Genomic DNA, 23,795 nt, shown 5'->3' on the forward strand with positions numbered 1-23,795 from the left:
GTGCAAGCAACGGTATTATCCATTTCTACAAGCCGCCGCAATCCAGGTGGGAGTCGGCTTGCCGGCGATGGGCCGCAAAGCGGACCCAGATGCTCGCGGGTCCCGCCGAGCGCGCTTGGGCTAATACAGGTCTGCTAAGGGGGCTGCTGCGCAGCCCATCGCCGGCAAGCCGGCTCCCACCCCGACCGCGGTGTTCTTCAGGTCAGCGTTTTACCTATCGAAGCAACGGGCTTACCCATTGCTAAAAGCCGCCGCAATCCAGGTGGGAGCCGGCTTGCCGGCGATGAGGGCGCAGGGGAAACACAAAACAGCAGACGAAAAAAAGCCCGCCAGTGTGAGAGCGGGCCAAGGACCTACGAAGATTCTTCTAGCGACCAACTAGCTCCCGCGATAGGTCGAATAGCTATACGGCGAGATCAGCAGCGGCACATGGTAGTGCTCCTGCTTCTCGTCGATGCCAAAGCGCAGCACGACAACATCCAGAAACGCCGGCTCCGGCAGTTGTACGCCGCGAGCACGGTAGTAGGCGCCAGCACTGAACTGCAGCTGGTAAACGCCAGTACGGTAATCGTCACCCTGCAGCAGCGGCGCGTCCACGCGGCCGTCACTGTTGGTCAGGGCGGTGTTGACCAGCTCAAGCTGCTGGCCTTCGACACGGTACAGCTCGACCTTGATCGCGCTGCCCGGGCAACCGTGAGCTGCATCCAGTACGTGTGTAGTCAAACGTCCCATTGCTTGTCGCCTCTTGTTCAATCTGTGGGCAAAAAATACACAGCCATCCGCACGGCAAACAACCTGCGACGGGCGGGAATAGCGTTATTAAGACATTTCATCGAAAGATTGTACACAATTTTTTGAGCCCTTCCGCCAGGGCCCGGTCAAACCGGTCAATAGTCGCAAAATCAAGCGCTGTGCCGTTGCCAATCTGATTAACTGACCAATCAGGCAGGTTTCTTGCAACAGATTCTCAGGCGACAAATGGGAAGAAATGCGGAAAAACAGGCTTACAAATGATTTCAGAAGTTGTATACAATCAGTCCATCCGGTGGTGCGACATCCCGACGCGGCCCGCCCACACCCCGCACTAACGCACAAGAAGGAAGACTGCAGTGAGCGCTGACTACCCTCGCGACCTGATCGGTTACGGCAACAACCCACCTCACCCGCAATGGCCGGGCAATGCTCGCATCGCGCTGTCTTTCGTCCTGAACTACGAAGAAGGTGGCGAGCGCAACATCCTGCACGGCGACAAAGAGTCTGAAGCCTTCCTGTCCGAAATGGTCGCGGCCCAGCCACTGCAGGGCCAGCGCAACATGAGCATGGAGTCGCTGTACGAATACGGCAGCCGTGCCGGCGTATGGCGCCTGCTCAAGCTGTTCAAGGACAGCGGTGTACCGCTGACCGTGTTCGCCGTAGCCATGGCCGCCCAGCGCCACCCGGACGTGATCCGCGCCATGGTCGAGGCCGGCCACGAGATCTGCAGCCACGGCTACCGCTGGATCGACTACCAGAACATGGATGAAGCCCAGGAGCGCGAGCACATGCTCGAGGCCATCCGCATCCTCACCGAACTGACCGGCGAGCGCCCGGTTGGCTGGTACACCGGCCGCACCGGCCCCAATACCCGTCGCCTGGTCATGGAGGAAGGTGGCTTCCTCTACGACAGCGATACCTACGATGACGACCTGCCCTACTGGGAACCCAACAACCCGACCGGCAAGCCGCACCTGGTGATCCCTTACACCCTGGACACCAATGACATGCGCTTCACCCAGGTACAGGGCTTCAACTGCGGCGAGCAGTTCTTCCAGTACCTCAAGGACGCCTTCGATGTGCTGTACGCCGAAGGCGCCGAAGCCCCGAAAATGCTGTCCATCGGCCTGCACTGCCGGCTGGTCGGCCGCCCGGCGCGCCTGGCCGCGCTCAAGCGTTTCGTCGACTACGCCAAGAGCCATGACCAGGTCTGGTTCGCCCGTCGCGCGGACATCGCCCGCCACTGGCACACCACCCACCCGTACAAGAAAGAGAACGCCTGATGACCGCCTTCAAGACCCTCAAGCCATCGACCCTGGACCGTGACACCTTCGTCAAGGTCTTCGCCGACATCTACGAGCATTCGCCGTGGGTCGCCGAAAAAGCCTACGACCTGGGCCAGCTGGAGGAACTGAACGAGATCGAAGCGCTGCACCAGCGCATGAGCGACATCCTGCTCAGTGCCAACCACGCCGACCAGTTGGCGCTGATCAACGCTCACCCGGACCTGGCCGGCAAGGCCGCCATCCAGGGCGAGCTGACCGAATCGAGCACCAACGAACAGGCCGGCGCCGGTATCCACCAGTGCACCGCCGAAGAGTTCGCCCGGTTCACCGAACTGAACGATGCCTACAAGGCCAAGTTCCAGTTCCCGTTCATCATGGCCGTCAAGGGCAGCAACCGGCACCAGATCCTCGCCGCTTTCGAAAAACGCATCCACAACGACAGCGATGCCGAATTCAAGGAAGCCCTGGCGCAGATCAACCTGATCGCCCTGTTCCGTCTGCTGCAGCTGTAACCGGCGCGGCAACGTCACAGCTTTATCCAGAACAACGAACATAGAAGAGATAACCGCATGCGCACCCTGATGATCGAGCCCCTGACCAAAGAAGCCTTCGCCCCCTTCGGTGACGTGATCGAAACCGACGGCAGTGACCACTTCATGATCAACAACGGCTCGACCATGCGCTTCCACAAGCTCGCCACGGTCGAGACCGCCGAGCCTGAAGACAAAGCGATCATCAGCATCTTCCGCGCCGACGCGCTGGACATGCCGCTGACCGTGCGCATGCTGGAACGCCATCCGCTGGGCAGCCAGGCTTTCATCCCGCTGCTCGGCAACCCCTTTCTGATCGTGGTCGCGCCCGTTGGCGATGCACCTGTATCAGGCTTGGTCCGTGCCTTCCGCAGTAATGGCAGGCAGGGCGTCAATTACCATCGCGGCGTTTGGCACCACCCGGTGCTTACGATCGAAAAGCGGGATGATTTCCTGGTGGTTGATCGCAGTGGTTCCGGCAACAACTGCGATGAGCATTACTTCACCGAGGAACAGATGCTGATCCTCAATCCCCACCAATAAGAAAAGGTCGATCATCGTTCGGTGATCGGCAGAGGTACATACTGTGGAAGCACACCTTCACGAATGGCTGAACCTGAGCATTCGCTGGGTTCACATGATCACCGGCGTGGCCTGGATCGGTGCATCGTTCTACTTCGTCTGGCTGGAAAACAACCTGAACCGGAGCAATCCGCGTGACGGGCTGTCGGGTGACCTTTGGGCCATCCACGGCGGTGGTATCTACCACCTTGAGAAGTACAAGCTGGCGCCGCCGAAAATGCCCGAGAACCTGCACTGGTTCAAATGGGAAGCCTACTTCACCTGGATGTCCGGTATCGCCCTGCTGTGCGTGGTGTTCTACTGGAACCCGACCTTGTACCTGCTGGCCCCTGGCAGCACCCTGAGCGGTGCCGAGGGTGTGGCCATCGGTATCGGTTCGCTGGTGGCCGGTTGGTTCATCTACGACCTGCTCTGCGATTCGCCACTGGGCAAACGCCCGGCACTGCTTGGCGCCGTGCTGTTCGTCCTGATCATCGCCGCCTGCTGGGGCTTCAGCCTGGTGTTCAGCGGCCGTGGCGCGTACCTGCACACGGGTGCGATCATCGGCACCATCATGGTCGGTAACGTGTTCCGCATCATCATGCCGGCCCAGCGCCAGCTGGTGGCTGCGATCGAGAACAACACCACCCCCGACCCGCGCCTGCCGGCCAAAGGCCTGCTGCGTTCGCGTCACAACAACTACTTCACCCTGCCGGTGCTGTTCATCATGATCAGCAACCACTTCCCGAGCACCTACGGTAGCCAGTACAACTGGCTGATCCTGGCCGGCATTGCGGTAGCTGCGGTACTGATCCGCCACTACTTCAACACCCGCCACGACAGCAACAAGTACGCCTGGACCCTGCCAGCCGGTGCCCTGGCGATGATCTGCCTGGCTTACGTCACCGGCCCGAAACCGATGGCCGTTGACCCAGAGCAGGCCGCGGCGAAGATCGAGTACCAGCCGCTGCCCGCGACTGCAGTGGGTGGCAAGACCGCTGCCGAGCAGCGCGCCGAGGACGCTGCCAAGGCGGCCGAAGCCCCTGCCGCACCGGCTCAAGCCCCAGCCCAGGCGACTGCTCAGGCCGGCGGCGGCGCCTTCGACAAGATCCACACGGTCATCCAGGAACGCTGCACCGTGTGCCACTCGTCGAAACCGACCAGCCCGCTGTTCAGCACCGCCCCTGGCGGCGTGATGTTCGACACCCCGCAGCAGATCCAGGCTCAGGCCGCGCGCATTCAGGCGCAAGCGGTCGCCAGCCAGATCATGCCGCTGGGCAACATCACCCAGATGACCGTCGAAGAGCGCAAGCTCGTCGGTGACTGGATCGCCAAAGGCGCCCAGGTCAACTGATCGAAGCCACTCGCTTCAAGCCTCAAGCTGTAAGTCGTAGGTAACAAGCAAGCATCGAGCGTCAGGCTCCACGCGGATCACCAAGCTTCTTCCTGAAGCTTGCTGCCTGGGGCTTGCCGCTTGGATCCGAGAATAAAAACAAAACTCGAGGTGCTGCATGTCCGAGTCACGCAAGGCGTACATTCCTGTGGCGCCACCGCGAGAGCCTCTGCCCCTGTTCCAACTGATCCTGGTAGGCCTGCAACACGTTCTGCTGATGTACGGAGGCGCGATCGCCGTGCCTTTGATCATCGGCCAGGCAGCCGGATTGTCCCGTGAAGAAGTCGCTTTCCTGATCAACGCCGACCTGCTGGTCGCCGGCGTCGCCACCATCATCCAGTCGTTCGGTATCGGCCCGGTGGGGATCCGCATGCCAGTGATGATGGGGGCCAGTTTCGCTGCCGTCGGTAGCATGGTGGCCATGGCCGGCATGCCTGGCGTTGGCCTGCAGGGGATATTCGGTGCGACCATCGCCGCCGGGTTCTTCGGCATGCTCATCGCACCGTTCATGTCCAAGGTCGTACGCTTCTTCCCGCCGCTGGTCACAGGTACCGTGATCACCTCGATCGGGCTCTCGCTGTTCCCGGTCGCAGTCAACTGGGCCGGTGGCGGCCATGAGGCAGAAGCCTTCGGCTCGCCGATCTACCTGATGGTCGCGGGCCTGGTGCTGGCCGTGATCCTGCTGATCAACCGCTTCATGCGCGGCTTCTGGGTCAACGTGTCGGTGCTGGTAGGCATGGGCCTGGGTTACATCCTGGCCGGCTCGATCGGCATGGTCGACCTGTCCGGCCTGAGCCAGGCACCGTGGCTGCAAGTGGTAACGCCACTGCACTTCGGCATGCCGACCTTCAGCCTGGCGCCGATACTGTCGATGTGCCTTGTGGTGGTGATCATCTTCGTCGAGTCCACGGGCATGTTCCTCGCCCTGGGCAAGGTGACCAATCGTGAAGTCACGCCAGGGATGCTGCGCCGCGGCCTGCTGTGCGATGCCGGCGCGTCGTTCATCGCCGGGTTCTTCAACACCTTCACCCACTCCTCGTTCGCCCAGAACATCGGCCTGGTGCAGATGACCGGCGTACGCTGCCGCTATGTCACCGTGGTCGCCGGTGCGCTGCTGATCCTGCTCAGCCTGCTGCCCAAGGCGGCTTACCTGATCGCCTCGATCCCGCCTGCAGTATTGGGTGGTGCGTCCATTGCCATGTTCGGCATGGTCACCGCCACCGGGATCAAGATCCTTCAGGAGGCAGACATCGGCGACCGTCGCAACCAGCTGCTGGTTGCGGTCAGCGTCGGCTTCGGCCTGATCCCGGTGGTGCGTCCGGAGTTCTTCGCCCAGATGCCGCAGTGGATGGAACCGATCACCCACAGTGGTATCGCCATGGCCACGGTCAGCGCCTTGGTGCTGAACGTACTGTTCAACATCCTCGGTGGTGCCGACCGCGCAGCGCACAACGACGCCTGTCACCAGCATTGAGCCAAGCGGGGCGGCGCTTGCGTCGCCCCGCGCCTATCCGTTGCAACTGCCACACCGTCGGCCCGCCGGAATGGGCCGCCCGGGGCGCCTGCGCGCCGAACAATCCGCCAACAAAAACAATAAGTCCGGGAATCACAACATGAAGCGCATCGCATCAACCCTGTTGCTGGGCAGCAGCCTGCTGGCCACCCTCCCCTCGCATGCAGGCGAATGGCTGCTGTGGCACGGCGAAAGCCTGACCTATCTGTATGGCAAGGACTTCAAGGTCAACCCAGACATCCAGCAGACCATCACGTTCGAGCACGCCAACAAATGGAAGTACGGCGACACCTTCCTGTTCGTTGACAAGATCTTCTACAACGGCAAGCCCGATGCCAGCAAAGGCGTGACCACCTACTACGGTGAGTTCAGCCCGCGCCTGTCGTTCGGCAAGATCTTCGACCAGAAGCTCGCCTTCGGCCCGATCAAAGACGTGTTGCTGGCCATGACCTACGAGCGTGGTGAAGGTGACAACGAGGCCTACCTGATCGGCCCGGGCTTTGACCTGAACATTCCCGGCTTCAATTATTTCACCCTCAATTTCTACCTGCGCAACACCGAAGGCGGCCGCCCTGGCGACGACGTCTGGCAAATCACCCCCGGTTGGTCCTACACCATTCCCGTGGGCAGGTCGGACATTCTGATCGACGGCTACATGGACTGGGTGCCCGACAACGACCAGAACCGCCGCGGCACGTACCACGCCAACCTGCACTTCAACCCCCAGGTCAAGTACGACCTGGGCAAGGCCCTCAACCTGGGCGCCAAACAGCTGTATGTGGGCTTTGAGTACAGCTACTGGAAGGACAAGTACGGCATCGACAGCCGCGGCAATCTTCAGAGCAACCAGAGTGTCGCCAGCGCGCTGATCAAGGTCCATTTCTGAAAACCTGATCAAACGCCCAAGTTTGATACACACTGCTCCAGGAAGGAGCACTTGAGGCCAGGCGCGCAAGCCAGTAATCTGCGCGCCCCCTCGAACAGGGCAGGAGGGATTCTGCCCGCGTTTACTGACCGCTCAGTCAATGAATTCGGGCGGTTGGCCAACGTGTTGCCAGCCGGAAATACCCATTTTCAGCCGTTCAGAACGAGTCGAGCAGGCAGGTTGTAGCCAATCCGGAAAGTTGGCGCAGCTCTTGCCAAACAACTGTGGCCAATCGAAAAAAGCTGACTCAAAAGACAAAAAAGCGCCAATACCGAGCGCTGACAACAGACCAATCAAGGGAGCGACACTCGCAATGCGTACCATCAATAGCCTGATTCTCGCGGGCGGCCTGCTGGCCTGCGGCACCACCTACGCCGATGACCTGCTGCAGTGGCAGAACAACAGCCTGACCTACCTGTGGGGCAAGAACTTCAAGGTCAACCCAGCGATCCAGCAAACCGTCACGTTCGAGCACGCCGATGGCTGGAAGTACGGCGACAACTTCATCTTCGTCGACAAGATCTTCTACAACGGCAAGAAGGACTCGGGTAACGGCGATAACACCTACTACGGTGAGATCAGCCCACGCCTGTCGTTCGGCAAGATCTTCGACCAGAAGCTGGCGTTCGGCCCGGTCAAGGACGTGCTGCTGGCAATGACCTACGAGTTCGGCGAGGGTGATACCGAGTCCTACCTGATCGGCCCTGGCTTCGACCTGGACGTCCCGGGCTTCGACTACTTCCAGCTGAACTTCTACCAGCGCACCACCGACGGCAGCCGTGCCGGTGACAATGTCTGGCAGATCACGCCGGTGTGGTCGTACACCATTCCTGTGGGCTCCTCCGACATCCTCATCGACGGTTTCATGGACTGGGTGGTCGACAACGACGAGAACCGCCGCGGCACCTACCAGGCCAACCTGCACTTCAACCCTCAGGTCAAATATGACCTGGGCAAGGCGTTGCACCTGGGTGAGAAGCAGTTGTACGTAGGCTTTGAGTACGACTACTGGAAGAACAAGTACGGGATCAAGGATTCCGACGGGTTCACCACCGACCAGAACACGGCAAGCTTCCTGGTCAAGGTCCACTTCTGACAGCGGGCTGCGCTGCAGCCCAGCGCCGGCAAGCCGGTCCCACAGAAATGGCGCCGCGCCTGAGACAGGCGGGGACAATGTGGGCCGGCTTGCCGGCGATCCGGGGCTTAGCCCCGGCCCGGCACATCAGGTGGCAGGCTTCACCGCCCGCCACAACTTGCTCGCCAGCGCCACGACAGCGAGCACAACGGCACCCGCCACAATCCCCACACCACCATTGAGCAACGCGCCAGTAAGCGCCCCGCCCCGCCCTTCGCTGAAGGCCTCGATGGCATGATGCAATGGCGCAACACCGTGTACCAGAATCCCGCCACCGACCAGGAACATTGCCGCCGTCCCGATCACCGACAGGCTCTTCATCATGTAGGGCGCCGCCCGCAGAATGCCATTGCCCACCACCTGGGCCGCTTTCGAGGCCTTGTGAGTCATCCACAAGCCCAGGTCATCGAGCTTGACGATACCGCCCACCAACCCATAGACACCCACGGTCATGACGATCGCAATACCCGACAGCACGATGATCTGCTGAGTCAGCGGCGCATCGGCCACGGTGCCCAAGGTGATGGCGATGATTTCTGCCGAGAGAATGAAGTCGGTGCGCACCGCCCCTTTGATCTTGCTCTTCTCGAACGCCACCAGGTCGACATTGGTATCGGCAATGGCCTCGCTACGCGCACTGTGCTCGGCAGCATCCTCTTCCTTGCTGTGCAAGAACTTGTGCGCCAGCTTTTCGAAGCCTTCGAAACACAGGTATGCCCCGCCGATCATCAGCAGCGGTGTCACCGCCCATGGAATGAACGCGCTGATCAGCAGCGCCGCCGGCACCAGGATCGCCTTATTGACGAACGAGCCTTTGGCCACTGCCCACACCACCGGGATCTCGCGGTCGGCGCGCACACCCGTGACCTGCTGGGCGTTGAGTGCCAGGTCGTCGCCCAGCACACCTGCGGTTTTCTTCGCCGCGACCTTGGTCATCAACGAGACATCGTCGAGTACCGTGGCAATGTCGTCGATCAGTACCAGTAAACTGCTTCCTGCCATGTCTGCCTGTTTCCCGTGAAATGAATGGGCCGCAGTCTAGCCCAAAGTCGCTGCCTTGAGCCTCCATCGAGCCCGGTGCTACCATGCTCGATCCCTCTTAGAGGTGGCCAGACACGAGGAAGATCCCTGACCATGAGCACCATTCGCGAGCGCAACAAGGAACTGATCCTGCGCGCGGCCAGCGAGGAATTCGCCGACAAGGGCTTCGCTGCCACCAAGACCAGCGATATCGCGGCCAAGGCCGGCCTGCCCAAGCCGAACGTGTATTACTACTTCAAGTCCAAGGACAACCTCTACCGCGAGGTCCTGGAGAGCATCATCGCGCCGATCATGCAGGCCTCCACGCCGTTCAATGCCGACGGCGACCCCAAAGAAGTGCTCAGTGCCTACATCCGCTCGAAGATTCGCATTTCGCGCGACCTGCCCCATGCTTCGAAGGTGTTCGCCAGCGAGATCATGCACGGTGCACCGCACCTCTCACCCAACCAGGTGGAACAGCTCAACGAGCAGGCCCGCCACAACATCGAGTGCATAGAGCGCTGGATCGAGCGCGGGCAGATTGCCAAGGTCGACGCGCACCACCTGATGTTCAGCATCTGGGCAGCGACTCAGACCTATGCCGACTTCGATTGGCAGATTTCAGTGATCACCGGCAAGGCCAAGTTGGCTGACAGTGATTACGAAGCAGCAGCCGAGACCATCATCCGGCTGGTGCTCAAAGGCTGCGAGCCCGAGGCAGCCTGACAGGACGCGAGGGGCTGCTCTGCAGCCCTATCGCCGGCAAGCCGACTCCCACATGGATTGCGCCGGCTTTAAGACATTGGGCAAGACGGTTGCTGCCATAGGTACACCACAGTTAACAGATCGTGGAGTACCTGTGGGAGCCGGCTTGCCGGCGATGAGGCCGGTACAGCCAACAGAAATTCAGGCCGCTACCCCGGCATCCGCCGTCAACCCCACCTCTTCGATCGCACTGATCGCACACTGCTCGTCGATATCCGACGTATCGCCGCTGATCCCTACCGCACCCAGCACCTTGCCATCCTGATCACGAATCAGCACGCCACCGGGCGCCGGCACTACCGGCCGCTCACCCACACCATTCAACGCGGCAAAAAACGCCGGCCGCTGCTGCGCATCCAGCGCCAGCAAGCGCGAACCCTTGCCCAAGGCAATCGCACCCCAGGCCTTGCCCGTGGCCACCCCAGGGCGAATCAGGCTGGCGCCATCTTCGCGCTGCAGGGCCAGCACATGCCCACCGGCATCCAGCACCACCACCGTCAACGGCGCAGCATTGATCTTGCGGCCCGCCGCCAGCGCCGCGTTCACCAGGCTGACAGCGACTTTCAGGTTCAAAGCGTTCATGGAAAGGTCCTCTTCTTGTTGTGAGAAGCCCGTAGGGCAGTTGAAAAACGATTCATCAAATAGAACACAAGTAAGATTGTTTTTGTATACAATAAATTGAAACGATCGTATGCGGTGACGCAAATCGCCGTTTTCATGGGCGCTCGGACGAAAGCAACCTCCCCCGATGAAAACCCATTGACCTAAACCGCCAGCCGTGAATACACTCTGGCACAAAGCAAGTTGTATACAATTACAAAATCGATGAGGCACAACCCATGAGCAAAATGAGAGCAATCGATGCAGCCGTTCTGGTCATGCGCCGTGAAGGTGTAGATACCGCGTTCGGCATCCCAGGGGCTGCCATCAACCCGTTGTACTCGGCCCTGAAAAAAGTCGGTGGCATCGATCACGTCCTCGCTCGTCACGTTGAAGGCGCCTCGCACATGGCCGAGGGCTACACCCGCGCCAACCCAGGCAACATCGGCGTGTGCATCGGCACCTCGGGCCCCGCCGGCACCGACATGGTCACCGGCCTGTACAGCGCGTCGGCCGACTCCATCCCGATTCTGTGCATCACCGGCCAGGCGCCACGTGCCCGCCTGCACAAGGAAGACTTCCAGGCAGTCGACATCACCAGCATCGTCAAGCCCGTCACCAAGTGGGCGACCACTGTGCTGGAGCCAGGCCAAGTGCCTTATGCCTTCCAGAAAGCCTTCTACGAAATGCGCACTGGCCGCCCAGGCCCGGTGCTGATCGATTTGCCGTTCGACGTGCAGATGGCCGAAATCGAATTCGACATCGACGCCTACGAGCCGCTGGCCGTCAACAAGCCGTGCGCCACCCGCGTGCAGGCTGAAAAAGCCCTGGCCCTGCTCAACGACGCCGAGCGCCCACTGCTGGTGGCCGGTGGCGGCATCATCAACGCCGACGCCAGCGACAAGCTGGTAGAGTTCGCCGAACTGACCGGCGTGCCCGTGATCCCTACCCTGATGGGCTGGGGCACCATCCCGGACGACCACGCCCAGATGGTTGGCATGGTCGGCCTGCAGACCTCGCACCGCTACGGTAACGCCACCCTGCTCAAGTCCGACCTGGTGTTCGGCATCGGCAACCGTTGGGCCAACCGCCATACCGGTTCCGTTGACGTCTATACCGAAGGCCGCAAGTTCGTCCACGTCGACATCGAGCCCACCCAGATCGGCCGCGTGTTCACCCCGGACCTGGGTATCGTCTCCGACGCAGGCCTGGCGCTGGACGTGTTCATCGAAGTAGCCCGCGAGTGGAAAGCCGCCGGTAAGCTGCAGTGCCGCAAGGCCTGGCTGGAAGACTGCCAGCAGCGTAAGGCGAGCCTGCAGCGCAAGACCCACTTCGACAACGTGCCGGTCAAGCCGCAGCGCGTTTACGAAGAGATGAACCAGGTGTTCGGCAAGGACACCTGCTACGTCAGCACCATTGGCCTGTCGCAGATTGCCGGCGCGCAGTTCCTGCACGTGTACAAGCCACGCCACTGGATCAACTGTGGCCAGGCCGGCCCGCTCGGCTGGACCATCCCGGCGGCACTGGGCGTGGTCAAAGCCGACCCGAAACGCAAGGTCGTGGCACTGTCGGGCGACTATGACTTCCAGTTCATGATCGAAGAGCTGGCCGTGGGCGCGCAGTTCAACCTGCCGTACGTACACGTGCTGGTGAACAACGCTTACCTGGGCCTGATCCGTCAGGCGCAGCGTGGCTTCGACATGGATTACTGTGTACAACTGGCGTTCGAGAACATCAACTCCACCGACGCCGCCACCTATGGTGTCGATCACGTCGCCGTGGTCGAAGGCTTGGGTTGCAAGGCCATCCGGGTATTCGAACCAGGTGAAATCGCCCCGGCCCTGCTCAAGGCTCAGAAGATGGCCGAAGAGTTCCGGGTACCGGTCGTGGTGGAAGTGATCCTCGAGCGCGTGACCAACATTTCCATGGGCACCGAGATCAACGCGGTCAACGAGTTCGAAGACCTGGCCCTGGTCGGCAACGACGCGCCAACCGCCATCTCGATGCTGGACTGATCGCCTGACGCCCCCGCGCTGCGCCCTGACCGAGGGCGCCGGGGGCCTTCATCGCAAGGAGACACATCATGCCTCGCTTCGCTGCCAACCTGTCCATGCTGTTCACCGAACAGGACTTCCTGGCCCGCTTCAAGGCTGCCGCCGATGCTGGTTTCAGCGGCGTCGAATACCTCTTTCCCTACGACTTCAGCGCTGCCGACATCAAGCAGCAACTCGACGCCCACGGCCTGACCCAGGTGCTGTTCAACCTGCCGGCCGGTGATTGGGGCAAAGGTGAGCGCGGAATCGCCTGCCACCCCGACCGCGTGGAAGAATTCCGCGCGGGTGTCGACAAGGCCATCGAATACGCCAAGGTCCTGGGCAACACCCAGGTCAACTGCCTGGCCGGCATTCGCCCGCAAGGCCTGCAGTGCGCCGACGTACGCAAGACATTCGTCGACAACCTGAAATTCGCCGCCGACAAGCTCAAAGCCGCTGGCATTCGCCTGGTCATGGAAATGATCAACACCCGCGACATCCCGGGCTTCTACCTGAACACCACCCAGCAGGCCCTGGAAATCCAGGCCGAAGTGGGCAGCGACAACCTGTTCCTGCAGTACGACATCTACCACATGCAGATCATGGAAGGTGACCTGGCTCGCACCATGCAAGCGAACCTGAACCTGATCAACCACATCCAGCTGGCCGACAACCCGGGCCGCAACGAGCCGGGCACCGGCGAGATCAACTATCGCTTCCTGTTCGAGCACCTGGACCGCATCGGTTACCAAGGCTGGGTAGGCGCGGAGTACAAGCCGCTGACCACCACCGAAGCGGGCCTGGGCTGGCTGAAAACCCATAACGCACTCTAAGAACGCCCGCAGAACCTGTGGGCTGCAGATCAGCCCTGGCAGGTTCCTGCGCCACTGAGACCGAGGGGCCACTGCGCGCCCCTTTCGCGACACCCGGCCACTCCTGGCGGGGCCGGGTCGCCTGCTCACATAACAATGAAAGAGGTAATTTCTCATGGCTAAAATCGGATTCCTCGGCACCGGCATCATGGGCAAGCCCATGGCTCAGAACCTGCAAAAAGCAGGTCACAGCATTTTCGTTTCCACCCACCACGAGGCCGCACCGGCTGACCTGATCGCCGCTGGCGCCGTGGCGCTGGCCAACCCGAAAGAGGTTGCCCAGGAAGCCGAGTTCATCATCGTCATGGTGCCGGATACCCCACAGGTCGAGAGTGTCCTGTTCGACCAGAACGGCGTTGCCGAAGGCGTGGGCCCGAACAAGGTCGTGATCGACATGAGCTCGATCTCGCCGACCGCCACCAAGGCCTTTGCCGAGAAGATCAAGGCCACCGGTGCCGCCTACCTGGACGCCCCGGTGTCCGGTGGTGAGGTCGGTGCCAAGGCCGCGACCCTGAGCATCATGGTCGGTGGCTGCCCGAAAGCCTTCGAACGCGCCCTGCCGCTGTTCGAGGCCATGGGCAAGAACATCACCCGCGTCGGCGGCAATGGCGACGGCCAGACGGCCAAGGTCGCCAACCAGATCATCGTCGCCCTGAACATCCAGGCCGTCAGTGAAGCCCTGCTGTTCGCCGCCAAGAACGGCGCGGACCCTGCCAAGGTACGTGAAGCACTGATGGGCGGTTTCGCCTCGTCGAAAATCCTCGAAGTGCACGCCGAGCGCATGATCAAAGGCACCTTCGACCCAGGCTTCCGCATCAACCTGCACCAGAAGGACCTGAACCTGGCCCTGCAAGGCGCCAAGGAACTGGGCATCAACCTGCCCAACACCTCCAATGCCCAACAAGTGTTCAGCACCTGCGTGGCACTGGGCGGCGGCAACTGGGACCACTCGGCGCTGATCAAAGGCCTGGAACACATGGCCAACTTCTCGATCCGCGGCGAGAAATAAGCTTCAAGCTGTAAGCCTCGAGCGGCAAGCAAAAGCAGGTCTGCTTTTACTTGTGGCTTGTAGCTTGAAGCTTGCAGCTCTGGGGACCGCCCCTGGTTCGGCCTGCACGGAGGCAGTTCCAGGGGCGTTTTCGATTCTGCAGAACAACAATAATTGGGAGCCTGCCATGTCGGTCGATCCGCAAAAACTTCTCCGCGACCTGTTCGACACAGCCATCGCTGCCGCCCACCCCCGTCAAGTCCTCGAACCCTACCTGCCCGCCGACCGTAGCGGCCGGGTCATCGTCATCGGCGCCGGCAAAGCCGCTGCAGCCATGGCCGAAGTGGTCGAGAAGAGCTGGCAGGGCGAAGTGTCCGGGCTGGTTGTCACACGTTACGGCCACGGCGCCAACTGCCAGAAGATCGAAGTGGTCGAAGCCGCCCACCCGGTCCCCGACGCCGCTGGCCTGGCTGTGGCCAAACGCGTGCTGGAGCTGGTCAGCAACCTGAACGAAGACGACCGTGTCATCTTCCTGCTCTCCGGCGGTGGTTCTGCCCTGCTGGCGCTGCCAGCCGAAGGCCTGACCCTGGCCGACAAGCAACACATCAACAAGGCGCTGCTCAAATCCGGCGCCACCATCGGCGAGATGAACTGCGTGCGCAAGCATCTCTCGGCGATCAAGGGCGGCCGCCTGGCCAAGGCTTGCTGGCCCGCCACGGTCTACACCTATGCAATCTCCGATGTCCCTGGCGACCTGGCCACGGTCATCGCTTCCGGCCCTACCGTGGCCGACCCAAGCACCTCGGCCGATGCCCTGGCGATCCTCAAGCGCTACAACATCGAAGCGCCCAAAGCGGTCATCGACTGGCTCAACGACCCGGCCTCGGAAACCGTCAAGGCCGATGACCCGGCCCTGGCCCGCAGCCACTTCCAGCTGATCGCCAAGCCCCAGCAATCGCTTGAAGCCGCTGCAGTCCAGGCCCGCCAGGCCGGCTTCAGCCCGCTGATCCTCGGCGACCTGGAAGGCGAGTCACGCGAGGTGGCCAAGGTGCACGCGGGTATAACCCGGCAGATCGTCCAGCACGGGCAGCCGCTGAAGGCGCCCTGTGTGATCCTTTCTGGCGGAGAAACCACTGTCACCGTACGCGGTAATGGCCGTGGCGGGCGCAATGCCGAGTTCCTGCTCAGCCTCACCGAAAGCCTCAAGGGCCTGCCGGGCGTGTATGCCCTGGCCGGTGACACCGACGGCATCGACGGCTCGGAAGAAAACGCCGGCGCCTTCATGACGCCAGACAGCTTCGCCCGCGCCGAGGCACTGGGCCTGTCGGCCAGCGACGAGCTGGACAACAACAACGGCTACGGCTATTTCGCGGCACTCGATGCGCTGATCGTCACAGAGCCTACCCGCACCAACGTCAACGACTTCCGCGCCATCCTGATCCTTGAGACTGCACAATCATGACGCCTGATAAGAAAGTCAAAATCCTCGCCACCCTGGGCCCTGCGATCAACGGCATCGACGACATCCGCCAGCTGGTGGAAGCCGGGGTGAACATCTTCCGCCTCAACTTCAGCCACGGCGAACACGCCGACCACGCCCTGCGTTACCAGTGGATCCGTGAAGTCGAGCAGCAACTGAACTACCCGCTGGGTATCCTCATGGACCTGCAGGGGCCGAAGCTGCGCGTGGGCCGCTTCGCCGAGGGCAAGGTGCAATTGCAACGCGGCCAGGCCCTGCGCCTGGACCTGGACAAGACCCCGGGCGACAGCCGGCGGGTCAACCTGCCACACCCTGAAATCATCGCAGCCCTTGAGCCCGGCATGGACCTGTTGCTGGACGACGGCAAGCTGCGCCTGCGCGTCACCGCCAAGCACGACGACGCCATCGACACCGAAGTGCTGAACGGCGGCGAGCTGTCCGACCGCAAGGGCGTCAACGTACCGCAAGCAGTACTCGACCTCTCCCCGCTGACTGAAAAGGACCGCCGTGACCTGGCCTTTGGCCTGGAACTGGGCGTGGACTGGGTGGCCCTGTCGTTCGTGCAGCGCCCTGAAGACATCGTCGAAGCACGCCAGCTGATTGGCGATCGCGCCTACTTGATGGCCAAGATCGAGAAGCCATCGGCAGTCGAACAGCTGCAAGCCATCGCCGAACTGGCAGACGCGATCATGGTGGCCCGCGGTGACCTTGGCGTGGAAGTGCCGGCCGAGAGCGTGCCGCAAATCCAGAAACGCATCATCGGCACCTGCCGTCAGCTGGGTAAACCGGTAGTGGTGGCCACGCAGATGCTCGAATCCATGCGTTTCTCGCCGGCCCCGACCCGCGCCGAAGTCACTGATGTGGCCAATGCCGTGGCCGAGGGCGCCGATGCGGTGATGTTGTCGGCTGAGACCGCCTCGGGTGATTACCCACTGGAAGCGGTGCAGATGATGAGCAAGATCATCCGCCAGGTGGAGAACGGCCCGGACTACCAGGCCCAGCTCGACGTTGGCCGGCCCAAGGCTGAAGCGACGGTGTCGGACGCCATCAGCTGCGCAATCCGCCGCATCAGCGGCATCCTGCCGGTGGCGGTGCTGGTCAACTACAGCGAGTCGGGCGCCTCGACCCTGCGCGCCGCACGCGAGCGGCCACGGGCGCCGATCCTCAACCTGACGCCGAACCTGGTCACTGCCCGCCGCCTGAGCGTGACCTGGGGCGTGCACTCGGTGGTCAATGACCGTTTGCGCCAGGTGGATGAAGTGGTCACCACCGCACTGGAAATCGCCCAGGCGCAGGGTATGGCAAGCCGTGGTGACACCTTGCTGATCACTGCCGGTGTGCCGTTCGGCAAGCCGGGCTCGACCAACAGCCTGCGGATCGAGACCTTGATCTGAGGGTGTCGGGGGCGCTTTGCGCCAGTTTCGCTAGCAGGGCTGCTACGCAGCCCATCGCTGGCAAGCCAGCTCACACAGGTACGCGCAGGCCTCAAGAACTGCGCGGCCCTGGTGGAAGCTGGCTTGCCGGCGGCGGGCCGTGAAGCGGCTGCAAAGCGCTTGACTGGGTGGCTTCAAGCAACGCCCTCCCCTGGCACTGCAACGACAGACACGCGGAAAACCGAGGCCCAAAGAGGCCCACCGCTCTTCCATCAACCTTGCCGACTGCCCATGTACACCAAAAATTTCGTCAACCCGTGCCCCGACTGGGCCACGGCGCTGCTCAACGGCTTCAGCCAGGTGCTGCTGCTGCGCAATCCCCTGTGCGGCCTGTGCTGCCTGCTGGCCATTCTGCTGACCGCGCCCAACCTGGTCGGCGGCGCCCTACTCGGCGCCCTGGCCGGCCTGCTCACCGCCCAGGCCCGCGGCTACGACCGCGCTGACCGCCAGGCCGGGCTGTACAGCTACAACGGCGTGCTCATCGGCCTGCTGATCAGCGCCGTGCTGCCCTGGTCGGCCATTCTGCCGCCACTGATCATCGCTGCTGGCGGGCTGTCGAGCATCATTACCCACCAGTGGCGCAAGCGCGGTGGCAAGCTGCTGATTGCCTATACCGCACCGTTTGTGCTGCTGGGCTGGGCCGTGCTGCTGTTCGCCAGCCCCTCGCCCGGCGGCTTCGTCGAAGCCGACCCGCTGTATGCCCTGGCGCGGGGAGTAGGTCAGATTTTTCTGCTCGACCAGCCATTGGCCGGCGTACTGATCATTGTCGGCATGTTCGTCGCCAATCCCTATGCCGCAATGTGGGCTGTCATCGGCTCGGCCATCGGTGGCAGCGTGGGCTTGTTCGCCGAAGCGCAATCTGCCTGGCTGGGTCTGCACGGCTTCAACGCCGCACTGGCCGCGCTAGCCTTCAGCAGACAGGGTGAAAAGCCCTGGGTGACCCTGCTGGCGATTGCCTTGGCGGTAGTGCTGCAATCGCTGTTCAAGCTGCTACCGGCTCCCGGCCTGACCGCACCGTTCGTCGCCGCCTGTTGGCTGATGCACTTGGGCAGCCACCTGGCACAACCCAGGCAACGCAATGCCAGCCGCTTGCACAGCTGAAACGCAACCCCTAGGCTCACCCCATTGCTTTTGTGGAACGAGCCCATGAATAACCCTACGAGCCTGCGCGAACGGCTCTACGTCATCGTTTTCCAGACCGACACCGTCGCCGGCCGGCGCTTCGACAAGACGCTGCTGTTGATCATCCTGGCCAGCCTGGTCACCGTCATCCTCGACAGTATCGATGAAGTGCACCAGAACTACGCAGGCCTGTTGGCGGGTATCGAATGGGGCTTTACCGCGATTTTTCTGGCCGAGTACATCACCCGCCTGTACTGCTCGCCCAAGCCCATGCGCTACGCCTTCAGCTTCTATGGCCTGGTCGACCTGCTGGCGATCGTGCCCGGGATCCTCGCCCTGTACTACAGCGACGCGCAGTACCTGCTGATCATCCGGGTAATCCGCATGCTGCGGATTTTCCGGGTGCTCAAGCTCGGCCAGTACCTGAACCAAGCCAATTACCTGATGGCGGCACTGCGCGGCAGCAAGCAGAAGATCATCGTGTTTCTGCTCAGCGTATCGACACTGGTGACTGTGTTCGGCACCTTGATGTATGTGATCGAGGGGCCGGAGCACGGTTTTACCAGTATCCCCAAAGGCATCTATTGGGCGATCGTCACCCTCACCACAGTGGGCTTCGGCGACATCGTGCCCAAGACGCCGCTGGGGCAGGTGCTGTCTTCGCTGGTGATGATCACCGGTTATTCGATCATCGCCGTGCCCACCGGGATTTTCACTGCCGAACTGGCCAATGCCATGCGTGGCGAACAGTTGCACCATGACTGCCCAAACTGCCAGAAAAGCACGCATGGCCACGACGCGGCATTCTGCTCGCGCTGTGGTCAGGCACTGTTCGGCAAGCGCGACTGATCCTGCGCCAGCGCCTCGCGTGTCAACGCCAGCAGCACGTCGCTGCGCGCTGCCTGGCGCTCGGCGTGGACGACCCCGACCCTGGCCAGGTATTCGGCCTCGGGTACCGAATCGGCGCTTTCCAGCAATGCTTGCATGCGCGTGTGGAAGGGCGCATCGGCCGCCTCCAGGCGTGCTGCCTGCGTGCGTTGCAGATGCTCCTGCCAGAATTCGCGCTGAGCCAGTGAGACGGCAATCTGCTCATCTGTCTCGTTTGCCTGCACCCGCGCTCGCGCCGCCTCCACGCGTTCAGGCCCCACGCCGGCCAGTGCGGTAAACAGCATGCTCCCAGGTTGGGCGGGCAGATCGAGTGCATCACGCAAGGCCACGCGATAGGCCAGGCCCACTTCGATCTCATCCGGATCGGCGCCTGCGGCGCGGCGAGCTTGAATGTCTTGCACAACGATGCGATCGACCTCATCCAGCCGCCAGAGTTGTCGGCCCAGGTGCAGCAAGGCGCCCTGCTGATCGCCACTCCCGGCCTCGATACGCGCACGCCAGACCAGCATGCTCAGTTCCAGGTTGCTGAAACACAACGCCACGCTGTCCTGGCAAGTGAGTTCCTGGTTGACCTGATGGAACAACATCTCTCGCAGGCTGGCGTGGTCCTGCATGGCCTGTAGCATGATGAACACCCGCTCCGCCAATGCTTCGCCGTTCTGCCTGAACTCTGCGGTGTCCAGCAAGCGGCCCAGCAACCGGAAGAAGTCGTCGCCACCGGGCTCCATCTCCAGCGCCTCCCAGCACGCCGACAGTTCGTCACGTGCCAGCACGTTGGCGCTGTCCAGCCAGCGCTGACGCAAGAACGTGGTCCCCGGTTGCGCTTCCATGTTCAGGTGTGGCATCGACGTCTGCAGGCCCTCAAGGTCGTGATCGTTCAACGGGTTGCCCCAGAGCATGAGCATGCGCCGGCTCCATACCGGTGCCCGATAATAGCTTGCAGGCAATGTGGCGATACGGTTGTCGCGCAAATCGGCTTGCAGCAGGTCGGGGCAACGCAGCACCCCGGGCGGCAACTCCGTCTGGCCGGTATTGCGCAAATACAGCCGTCGCAGCCGAGGCAGCGCGCGCAGAGAAAAGCCGCGGCCCAAAGGGTTGAACGACAGGTTGAGGTACTCCAGGGACTCGCAATGGGCGAGGATGCCCGCCTGTTCCGGGTCGAGCACGATGCGGTTGTTGAACAGGTCCAGCTCGTTCAGGCTGGGCATCTGGGCGATCGCCGCCGGCACCCGGCTCAGGCGATTGCCACTGAGCTCAAGGATGCGAAGCTCTGGAAAAGCGCCCAGGAATGCCACGGGAATGTCCTCTAGCTGCATCCCCAACAACGCCAGTTCAAAAATATGGGAAAACCTGACGTGGGAGGGCAGCTCTGGCAACTGGCCGGGCATGGCAGCGAACATGGCAAAGCGGAAACTCTGCGGCGCCTGGATATCGTTCACCCCCGCAGTGATCCGCCGCTGCCAGCAGTCGATCAGGCAACGCCGGAAATAACGGCGCTCTTCTCGCAGGCCCCGTGATGCTGCCTGACGCTCCCACTGCTGCAGCCGTTCGCGCAACGCCGCAAGCTCGTTGCCCAGCCGGGTGATTTCCCCATGGACATCGCTGCCTGAGGTGCGCAGGCCTTCAATCCAGGCCAGTATCTGCTCGTCGGAGAAGCCTGGGTACAAATTGCGCACTGAGGCAAACAACCCTTGTGGAGGCCTTCCACGCCGCCCGCTCAGCGGGTACCCCAGACGCCCATCGGGCTGGCGCTGCGGCAGGCGAAACCAGCCGCGCGAGGGTGGCTCACCCAACAGCTGAGTGACCTCGGCGCGATGCGCTACGGCCTGGCGGCTGAGCAGTACGCGCAAGTTGTGGGCGAATGGCTCGCCGACCCCCAAGGTATCGCGCAGCTGATCGTCATAGGCAGAGGCCATGACCTCGAACAGCTCGCCAGCCTGGCCCAGCGGCTGGCCTGCGCCATCCAGGCGGCGAAACTGGCCATCTTCATGGCGGATCGCACATTCAGGGCCGCTTTCCCCGGTGACCAGCAAGGGGGCACCGGCATCGCCATCGAACAAGGCCCAGCGCACGCCACCGCCCGCTGGCAAGTGCCTGAGCATGGCAAGCGCCACCCGGGCAAGGTCCAACTGCTGCTCCACTTCCAGGTAGAACGCTTCGAACACCCTGACCTGACGAATCTGCCGGACATGCACGCGCGCCGCCTCAGCAAGCCTCAACGCCACGCGCCCGCTGTCCACCAGCCGCTCGCGGTCTGCCAAGTGAGCAGTGCGCCACAAAGCGCGTGCCGCCGATTCATGCAGGCTTGGAAAGACGCGACGCAGAACTGCGGTTTCTGCACTCGATGGAGGCTGGGTAGCGGCGTAGGCCTGCTGGAAGAGCAACCGACGGCGAGCGGCGGCCAGCTCGGCCAACGCCTGATCGCCCAGCCCCTGGCCACCAGGCAATGCGCGTGCTTGCTGCAAGAGCGCAGCGTCGTCCACCGGCTGCCCGGCGCGCAGGCGCTCGATCAGTACGCTGATACGCCGGTCCAGCACAAAGCGTTCGGCGCTGTCGAGCAGCACAGCGTCGGGGGCCTGGCCCTCGACATGCAGAGCGCGCAGATGATCGGCGTGCAGGTCGTGGATCAGCAGAATCTGCTCGATCCGCTCATCATCCAACGCGTGCAGGCGTCCACCAAGCCGGCGAAACAAACCATAGCGGTCATCCCACTGCGCCGGTTGCTCGAACCACAGGCGCCACGCCCCCGCGCCGTTGTGGCGCAGCTGCGGGCCATACCCGTCACGCGGGCGTAGTTGCCACTCACCCTGTGCGCCATGCTGCACCACGGGGTAGCAGTGGCCCTCCATCTCGACCCAGGCGCGGCCATCGAGCCGATGCACGCCCTCTTCATCCACGTGCGCCTGCAGGGGTGGCACGCTGCGGTAATCGGCCAATACCGGACGGCACAGCCGGGTACTACCGTCTTCCAGTTGCTCAGGCAGCAAGCTGTCCACCCTCAGCGACCGCCGCCAGGTACGCAGTGCCACCCCCACACCGACAGCAGTGGCGCCCATCACGGCAAGGTCGGTAGCGACATGGGTCAAATGATCGAGCGCCGCGCTGGTGTCGCCTTCATGCCAGGCCTCGACGCCATGGAACACTTCCTTGAGCAAGCCCCATGCAGTGAATGCCAGCAAACCTGTGCCGATCACCGGAATGAACAGGCCGGCCAGGTTCAGCAGCGCCCAGCCCTCTGCGGCCAGGCGTTGGTCGTGGGCCTGCTGCACGGCCCGGTCGATGCTGGCGACAGGGGCGGCGATCATCGCCGCGTCATCCTTGATCTGCGCGATACGCGCCGTGCCCAGGGTTTCGAACAATGGCAGGCGCAGGGCCTGCATGTGCTCATCGAGGTCGTAGTTGGCCCAATCCGCCAGATCAGCGTAAGCCGGGATGATCACAGAGAAAAATGCCTGGCTGTCCCGACGCCGCACGAAGCGGCTGAAGAACCGCTGGTAGTCACGCGTACGTAGGCGCCGCCCCAGGTCATTGGCCAGATGCCGCAGGCTGCTGGACACACACCACGGCCCATGGGGATCATCCGGCACGTACGCCAGCAAACGCCGGGTGGTGTTGCGAACCCAACCCTCATCGATGACGTCCAGCAGCACTATCTGCTCCAGGGTACAGCCCACCAGGCTCAGTTGCCTGGCCACCACCGGATCGCCTTGCAGGCGCGGCGGCGTGCCGTCGCGGCATAAGCCCACAATCATCTGCAGTTCGTCGTCGTCGAGTACACCCCTCTGCCTGGCCTTGTAAGCCTCCACCAGCATCTGCTGGCGTTGGGCGTTACCCAACAGCATCGCGACGCTTGCGCCCTGGGCTGTCGGCGCCAGCAGCACGCTGTTGAGGTGAGCCTGATATTGACCGCCCAGGTCGAGGCTGCGACACAGCTTGGCAAACGCCACGGCCGACGGTGGTTTGGCTGCGCCTTTACGCGCACTGGTCAGCCGGTTACCCCGCGGCTGGCCGCCCTCCTCGGCTTGATCTTCAGTGAAATTGCGCAGCGCCGCTTCCAGCAGCGGCATGTCGTCATACACCAGCTCGGTAAGGTGCACGCCCACAGGCTGTGCATTGATCACCGGTTCACGGTGGCCGGCAATGAAGGACCAGAGATGCACGTTGAAAGGCTCGCCATCGGGCCCTTCCAAGGCCTGCTCCAGACGGGTTTTCGCGAAACTGTCGATACCTTCCAGGCGTGCGAGCACTGCACTGAGTTGCTGACGCACGGCCAGGCTCTGGCGCAACGCCTCACTCAGGCCCGGCAAATGTTCGGCGCGGGCTGCTCGCAGCCACTGGGGCAGGCGTGCGGCAATCAATTGATCCTGGAAGGCCTGTTCCAGGGCAAGTCCATCGGGCTGCGGGTCGGTTTGGTAAGTCATGGCGCGCTCCTCCTTCGGGAGGCGCGAGCTTAGGTATGGCCCAGGGCTGAAAGTGGTTAGATACCTAACACCCGGCT

19 protein-coding genes are annotated in these 23,795 nt (G+C 62.5%); 15 read left to right on the top strand and 4 right to left on the bottom strand.

All coding sequences use genetic code 11. The features are described 5' to 3' along the window. Window positions 1-378: 378 nt before the first annotated feature. The gene (gene uraH / locus ABRP30_RS19665; RefSeq protein ID WP_012315443.1) at window positions 379-732 is read right to left on the bottom strand and encodes a hydroxyisourate hydrolase; all 354 of its coding nucleotides are present in this window, start codon (window positions 730-732) and stop codon (window positions 379-381) included. Window positions 733-1,109: 377 nt separating this feature from the next. Here uraH and puuE point away from each other — a divergent pair, with 377 nt between their 5' ends. The 7 genes from puuE to ABRP30_RS19700 all read left to right on the top strand — a co-directional run bounded on the left by puuE (window position 1,110) and on the right by ABRP30_RS19700 (window position 8,057). Next, the gene (gene puuE / locus ABRP30_RS19670; protein ID WP_027592956.1) at window positions 1,110-2,036 is read left to right on the top strand and encodes an allantoinase PuuE; all 927 of its coding nucleotides are present in this window, start codon (window positions 1,110-1,112) and stop codon (window positions 2,034-2,036) included. Continuing rightward, window positions 2,036-2,551 carry a 2-oxo-4-hydroxy-4-carboxy-5-ureidoimidazoline decarboxylase gene (uraD, locus tag ABRP30_RS19675; protein WP_241804519.1) on the top strand — a complete coding sequence of 172 codons (516 nt, stop codon included), beginning with the start codon at window positions 2,036-2,038 and terminating at the stop codon, window positions 2,549-2,551. Before puuE ends, uraD begins: the two co-directional genes overlap by 1 nt. Before the next feature lie 57 nt (window positions 2,552-2,608). After that, complete coding sequence (locus ABRP30_RS19680; RefSeq protein ID WP_012315446.1) at window positions 2,609-3,112, top strand: ureidoglycolate lyase; 504 nt, start codon at window positions 2,609-2,611, stop codon at window positions 3,110-3,112. A gap of 43 nt (window positions 3,113-3,155) precedes the next feature. Next, a complete protein-coding gene (locus tag ABRP30_RS19685) occupies window positions 3,156-4,484 on the top strand; it encodes a urate hydroxylase PuuD (protein ID WP_349976138.1) in 1,329 nt (442 codons plus the stop codon). Between the two features lie 157 nt (window positions 4,485-4,641). Further along, window positions 4,642-5,997, top strand: a complete 1,356-nt coding sequence (locus ABRP30_RS19690; protein WP_349976139.1) for a nucleobase:cation symporter-2 family protein — start codon at window positions 4,642-4,644, stop codon at window positions 5,995-5,997. 139 nt (window positions 5,998-6,136) lie between these two features. Beyond that, window positions 6,137-6,922 (top strand): outer membrane protein OmpK, encoded by a 786-nt coding sequence (locus tag ABRP30_RS19695; protein ID WP_267817614.1) that lies wholly within the window; start codon window positions 6,137-6,139, stop codon window positions 6,920-6,922. Window positions 6,923-7,274: 352 nt separating this feature from the next. After that, complete coding sequence (locus ABRP30_RS19700; protein WP_267817616.1) at window positions 7,275-8,057, top strand: outer membrane protein OmpK; 783 nt, start codon at window positions 7,275-7,277, stop codon at window positions 8,055-8,057. A gap of 126 nt (window positions 8,058-8,183) precedes the next feature. Here ABRP30_RS19700 and ABRP30_RS19705 read toward each other — a convergent pair whose 3' ends face one another. Beyond that, complete coding sequence (locus ABRP30_RS19705; RefSeq protein WP_349976140.1) at window positions 8,184-9,098, bottom strand: DUF808 domain-containing protein; 915 nt, start codon at window positions 9,096-9,098, stop codon at window positions 8,184-8,186. 132 nt (window positions 9,099-9,230) lie between these two features. Here ABRP30_RS19705 and ABRP30_RS19710 point away from each other — a divergent pair, with 132 nt between their 5' ends. Then, on the top strand, window positions 9,231-9,842 hold the full coding sequence (locus tag ABRP30_RS19710; RefSeq protein ID WP_039604598.1) for a TetR/AcrR family transcriptional regulator: 612 nt from the start codon (window positions 9,231-9,233) through the stop codon (window positions 9,840-9,842). Between the two features lie 180 nt (window positions 9,843-10,022). On the opposite strand, the gene ABRP30_RS19715 is transcribed toward ABRP30_RS19710, so the two are convergent. Continuing rightward, entirely contained in the window at window positions 10,023-10,463 is a 441-nt protein-coding gene (locus tag ABRP30_RS19715; protein WP_241804525.1) for a heme-binding protein, read from the bottom strand. Window positions 10,464-10,720: 257 nt separating this feature from the next. On the opposite strand from ABRP30_RS19715, the gene gcl reads away from it, so the two are divergent. From gcl to ABRP30_RS19750, 7 genes are all read left to right on the top strand, one after another. After that, window positions 10,721-12,496 (top strand): glyoxylate carboligase, encoded by a 1,776-nt coding sequence (gene gcl, locus ABRP30_RS19720; protein ID WP_241804526.1) that lies wholly within the window; start codon window positions 10,721-10,723, stop codon window positions 12,494-12,496. Window positions 12,497-12,564: 68 nt separating this feature from the next. Further along, window positions 12,565-13,347, top strand: a complete 783-nt coding sequence (gene hyi, locus ABRP30_RS19725) for a hydroxypyruvate isomerase (protein WP_267817624.1) — start codon at window positions 12,565-12,567, stop codon at window positions 13,345-13,347. 154 nt (window positions 13,348-13,501) lie between these two features. Continuing rightward, window positions 13,502-14,395 (top strand): 2-hydroxy-3-oxopropionate reductase, encoded by an 894-nt coding sequence (locus tag ABRP30_RS19730; RefSeq protein WP_267817626.1) that lies wholly within the window; start codon window positions 13,502-13,504, stop codon window positions 14,393-14,395. A 166-nt stretch (window positions 14,396-14,561) separates the two neighbouring features. Next, the gene (locus ABRP30_RS19735; protein WP_267817628.1) at window positions 14,562-15,836 is read left to right on the top strand and encodes a glycerate kinase; all 1,275 of its coding nucleotides are present in this window, start codon (window positions 14,562-14,564) and stop codon (window positions 15,834-15,836) included. Continuing rightward, the gene (pyk, locus tag ABRP30_RS19740; protein ID WP_349976141.1) at window positions 15,833-17,248 is read left to right on the top strand and encodes a pyruvate kinase; all 1,416 of its coding nucleotides are present in this window, start codon (window positions 15,833-15,835) and stop codon (window positions 17,246-17,248) included. Before ABRP30_RS19735 ends, pyk begins: the two co-directional genes overlap by 4 nt. 270 nt (window positions 17,249-17,518) lie before the next feature. After that, entirely contained in the window at window positions 17,519-18,388 is an 870-nt protein-coding gene (locus ABRP30_RS19745) for an urea transporter (RefSeq protein ID WP_349976142.1), read from the top strand. A 45-nt stretch (window positions 18,389-18,433) separates the two neighbouring features. Further along, on the top strand, window positions 18,434-19,258 hold the full coding sequence (locus ABRP30_RS19750) for an ion transporter (RefSeq protein ID WP_241804532.1): 825 nt from the start codon (window positions 18,434-18,436) through the stop codon (window positions 19,256-19,258). Here ABRP30_RS19750 and ABRP30_RS19755 read toward each other — a convergent pair. After that, complete coding sequence (locus ABRP30_RS19755; RefSeq protein WP_349976143.1) at window positions 19,231-23,718, bottom strand: NEL-type E3 ubiquitin ligase domain-containing protein; 4,488 nt, start codon at window positions 23,716-23,718, stop codon at window positions 19,231-19,233. The two genes, ABRP30_RS19750 and ABRP30_RS19755, sit on opposite strands and share 28 nt — an antisense overlap. Window positions 23,719-23,795 lie beyond the last annotated feature (77 nt).

The sequence above is a fragment of the Pseudomonas sp. WHRI 8519 genome, from assembly GCF_040224055.2.
In the GTDB taxonomy this organism is placed as follows: Bacteria; Pseudomonadota; Gammaproteobacteria; order Pseudomonadales; family Pseudomonadaceae; genus Aquipseudomonas; species Aquipseudomonas putida_X.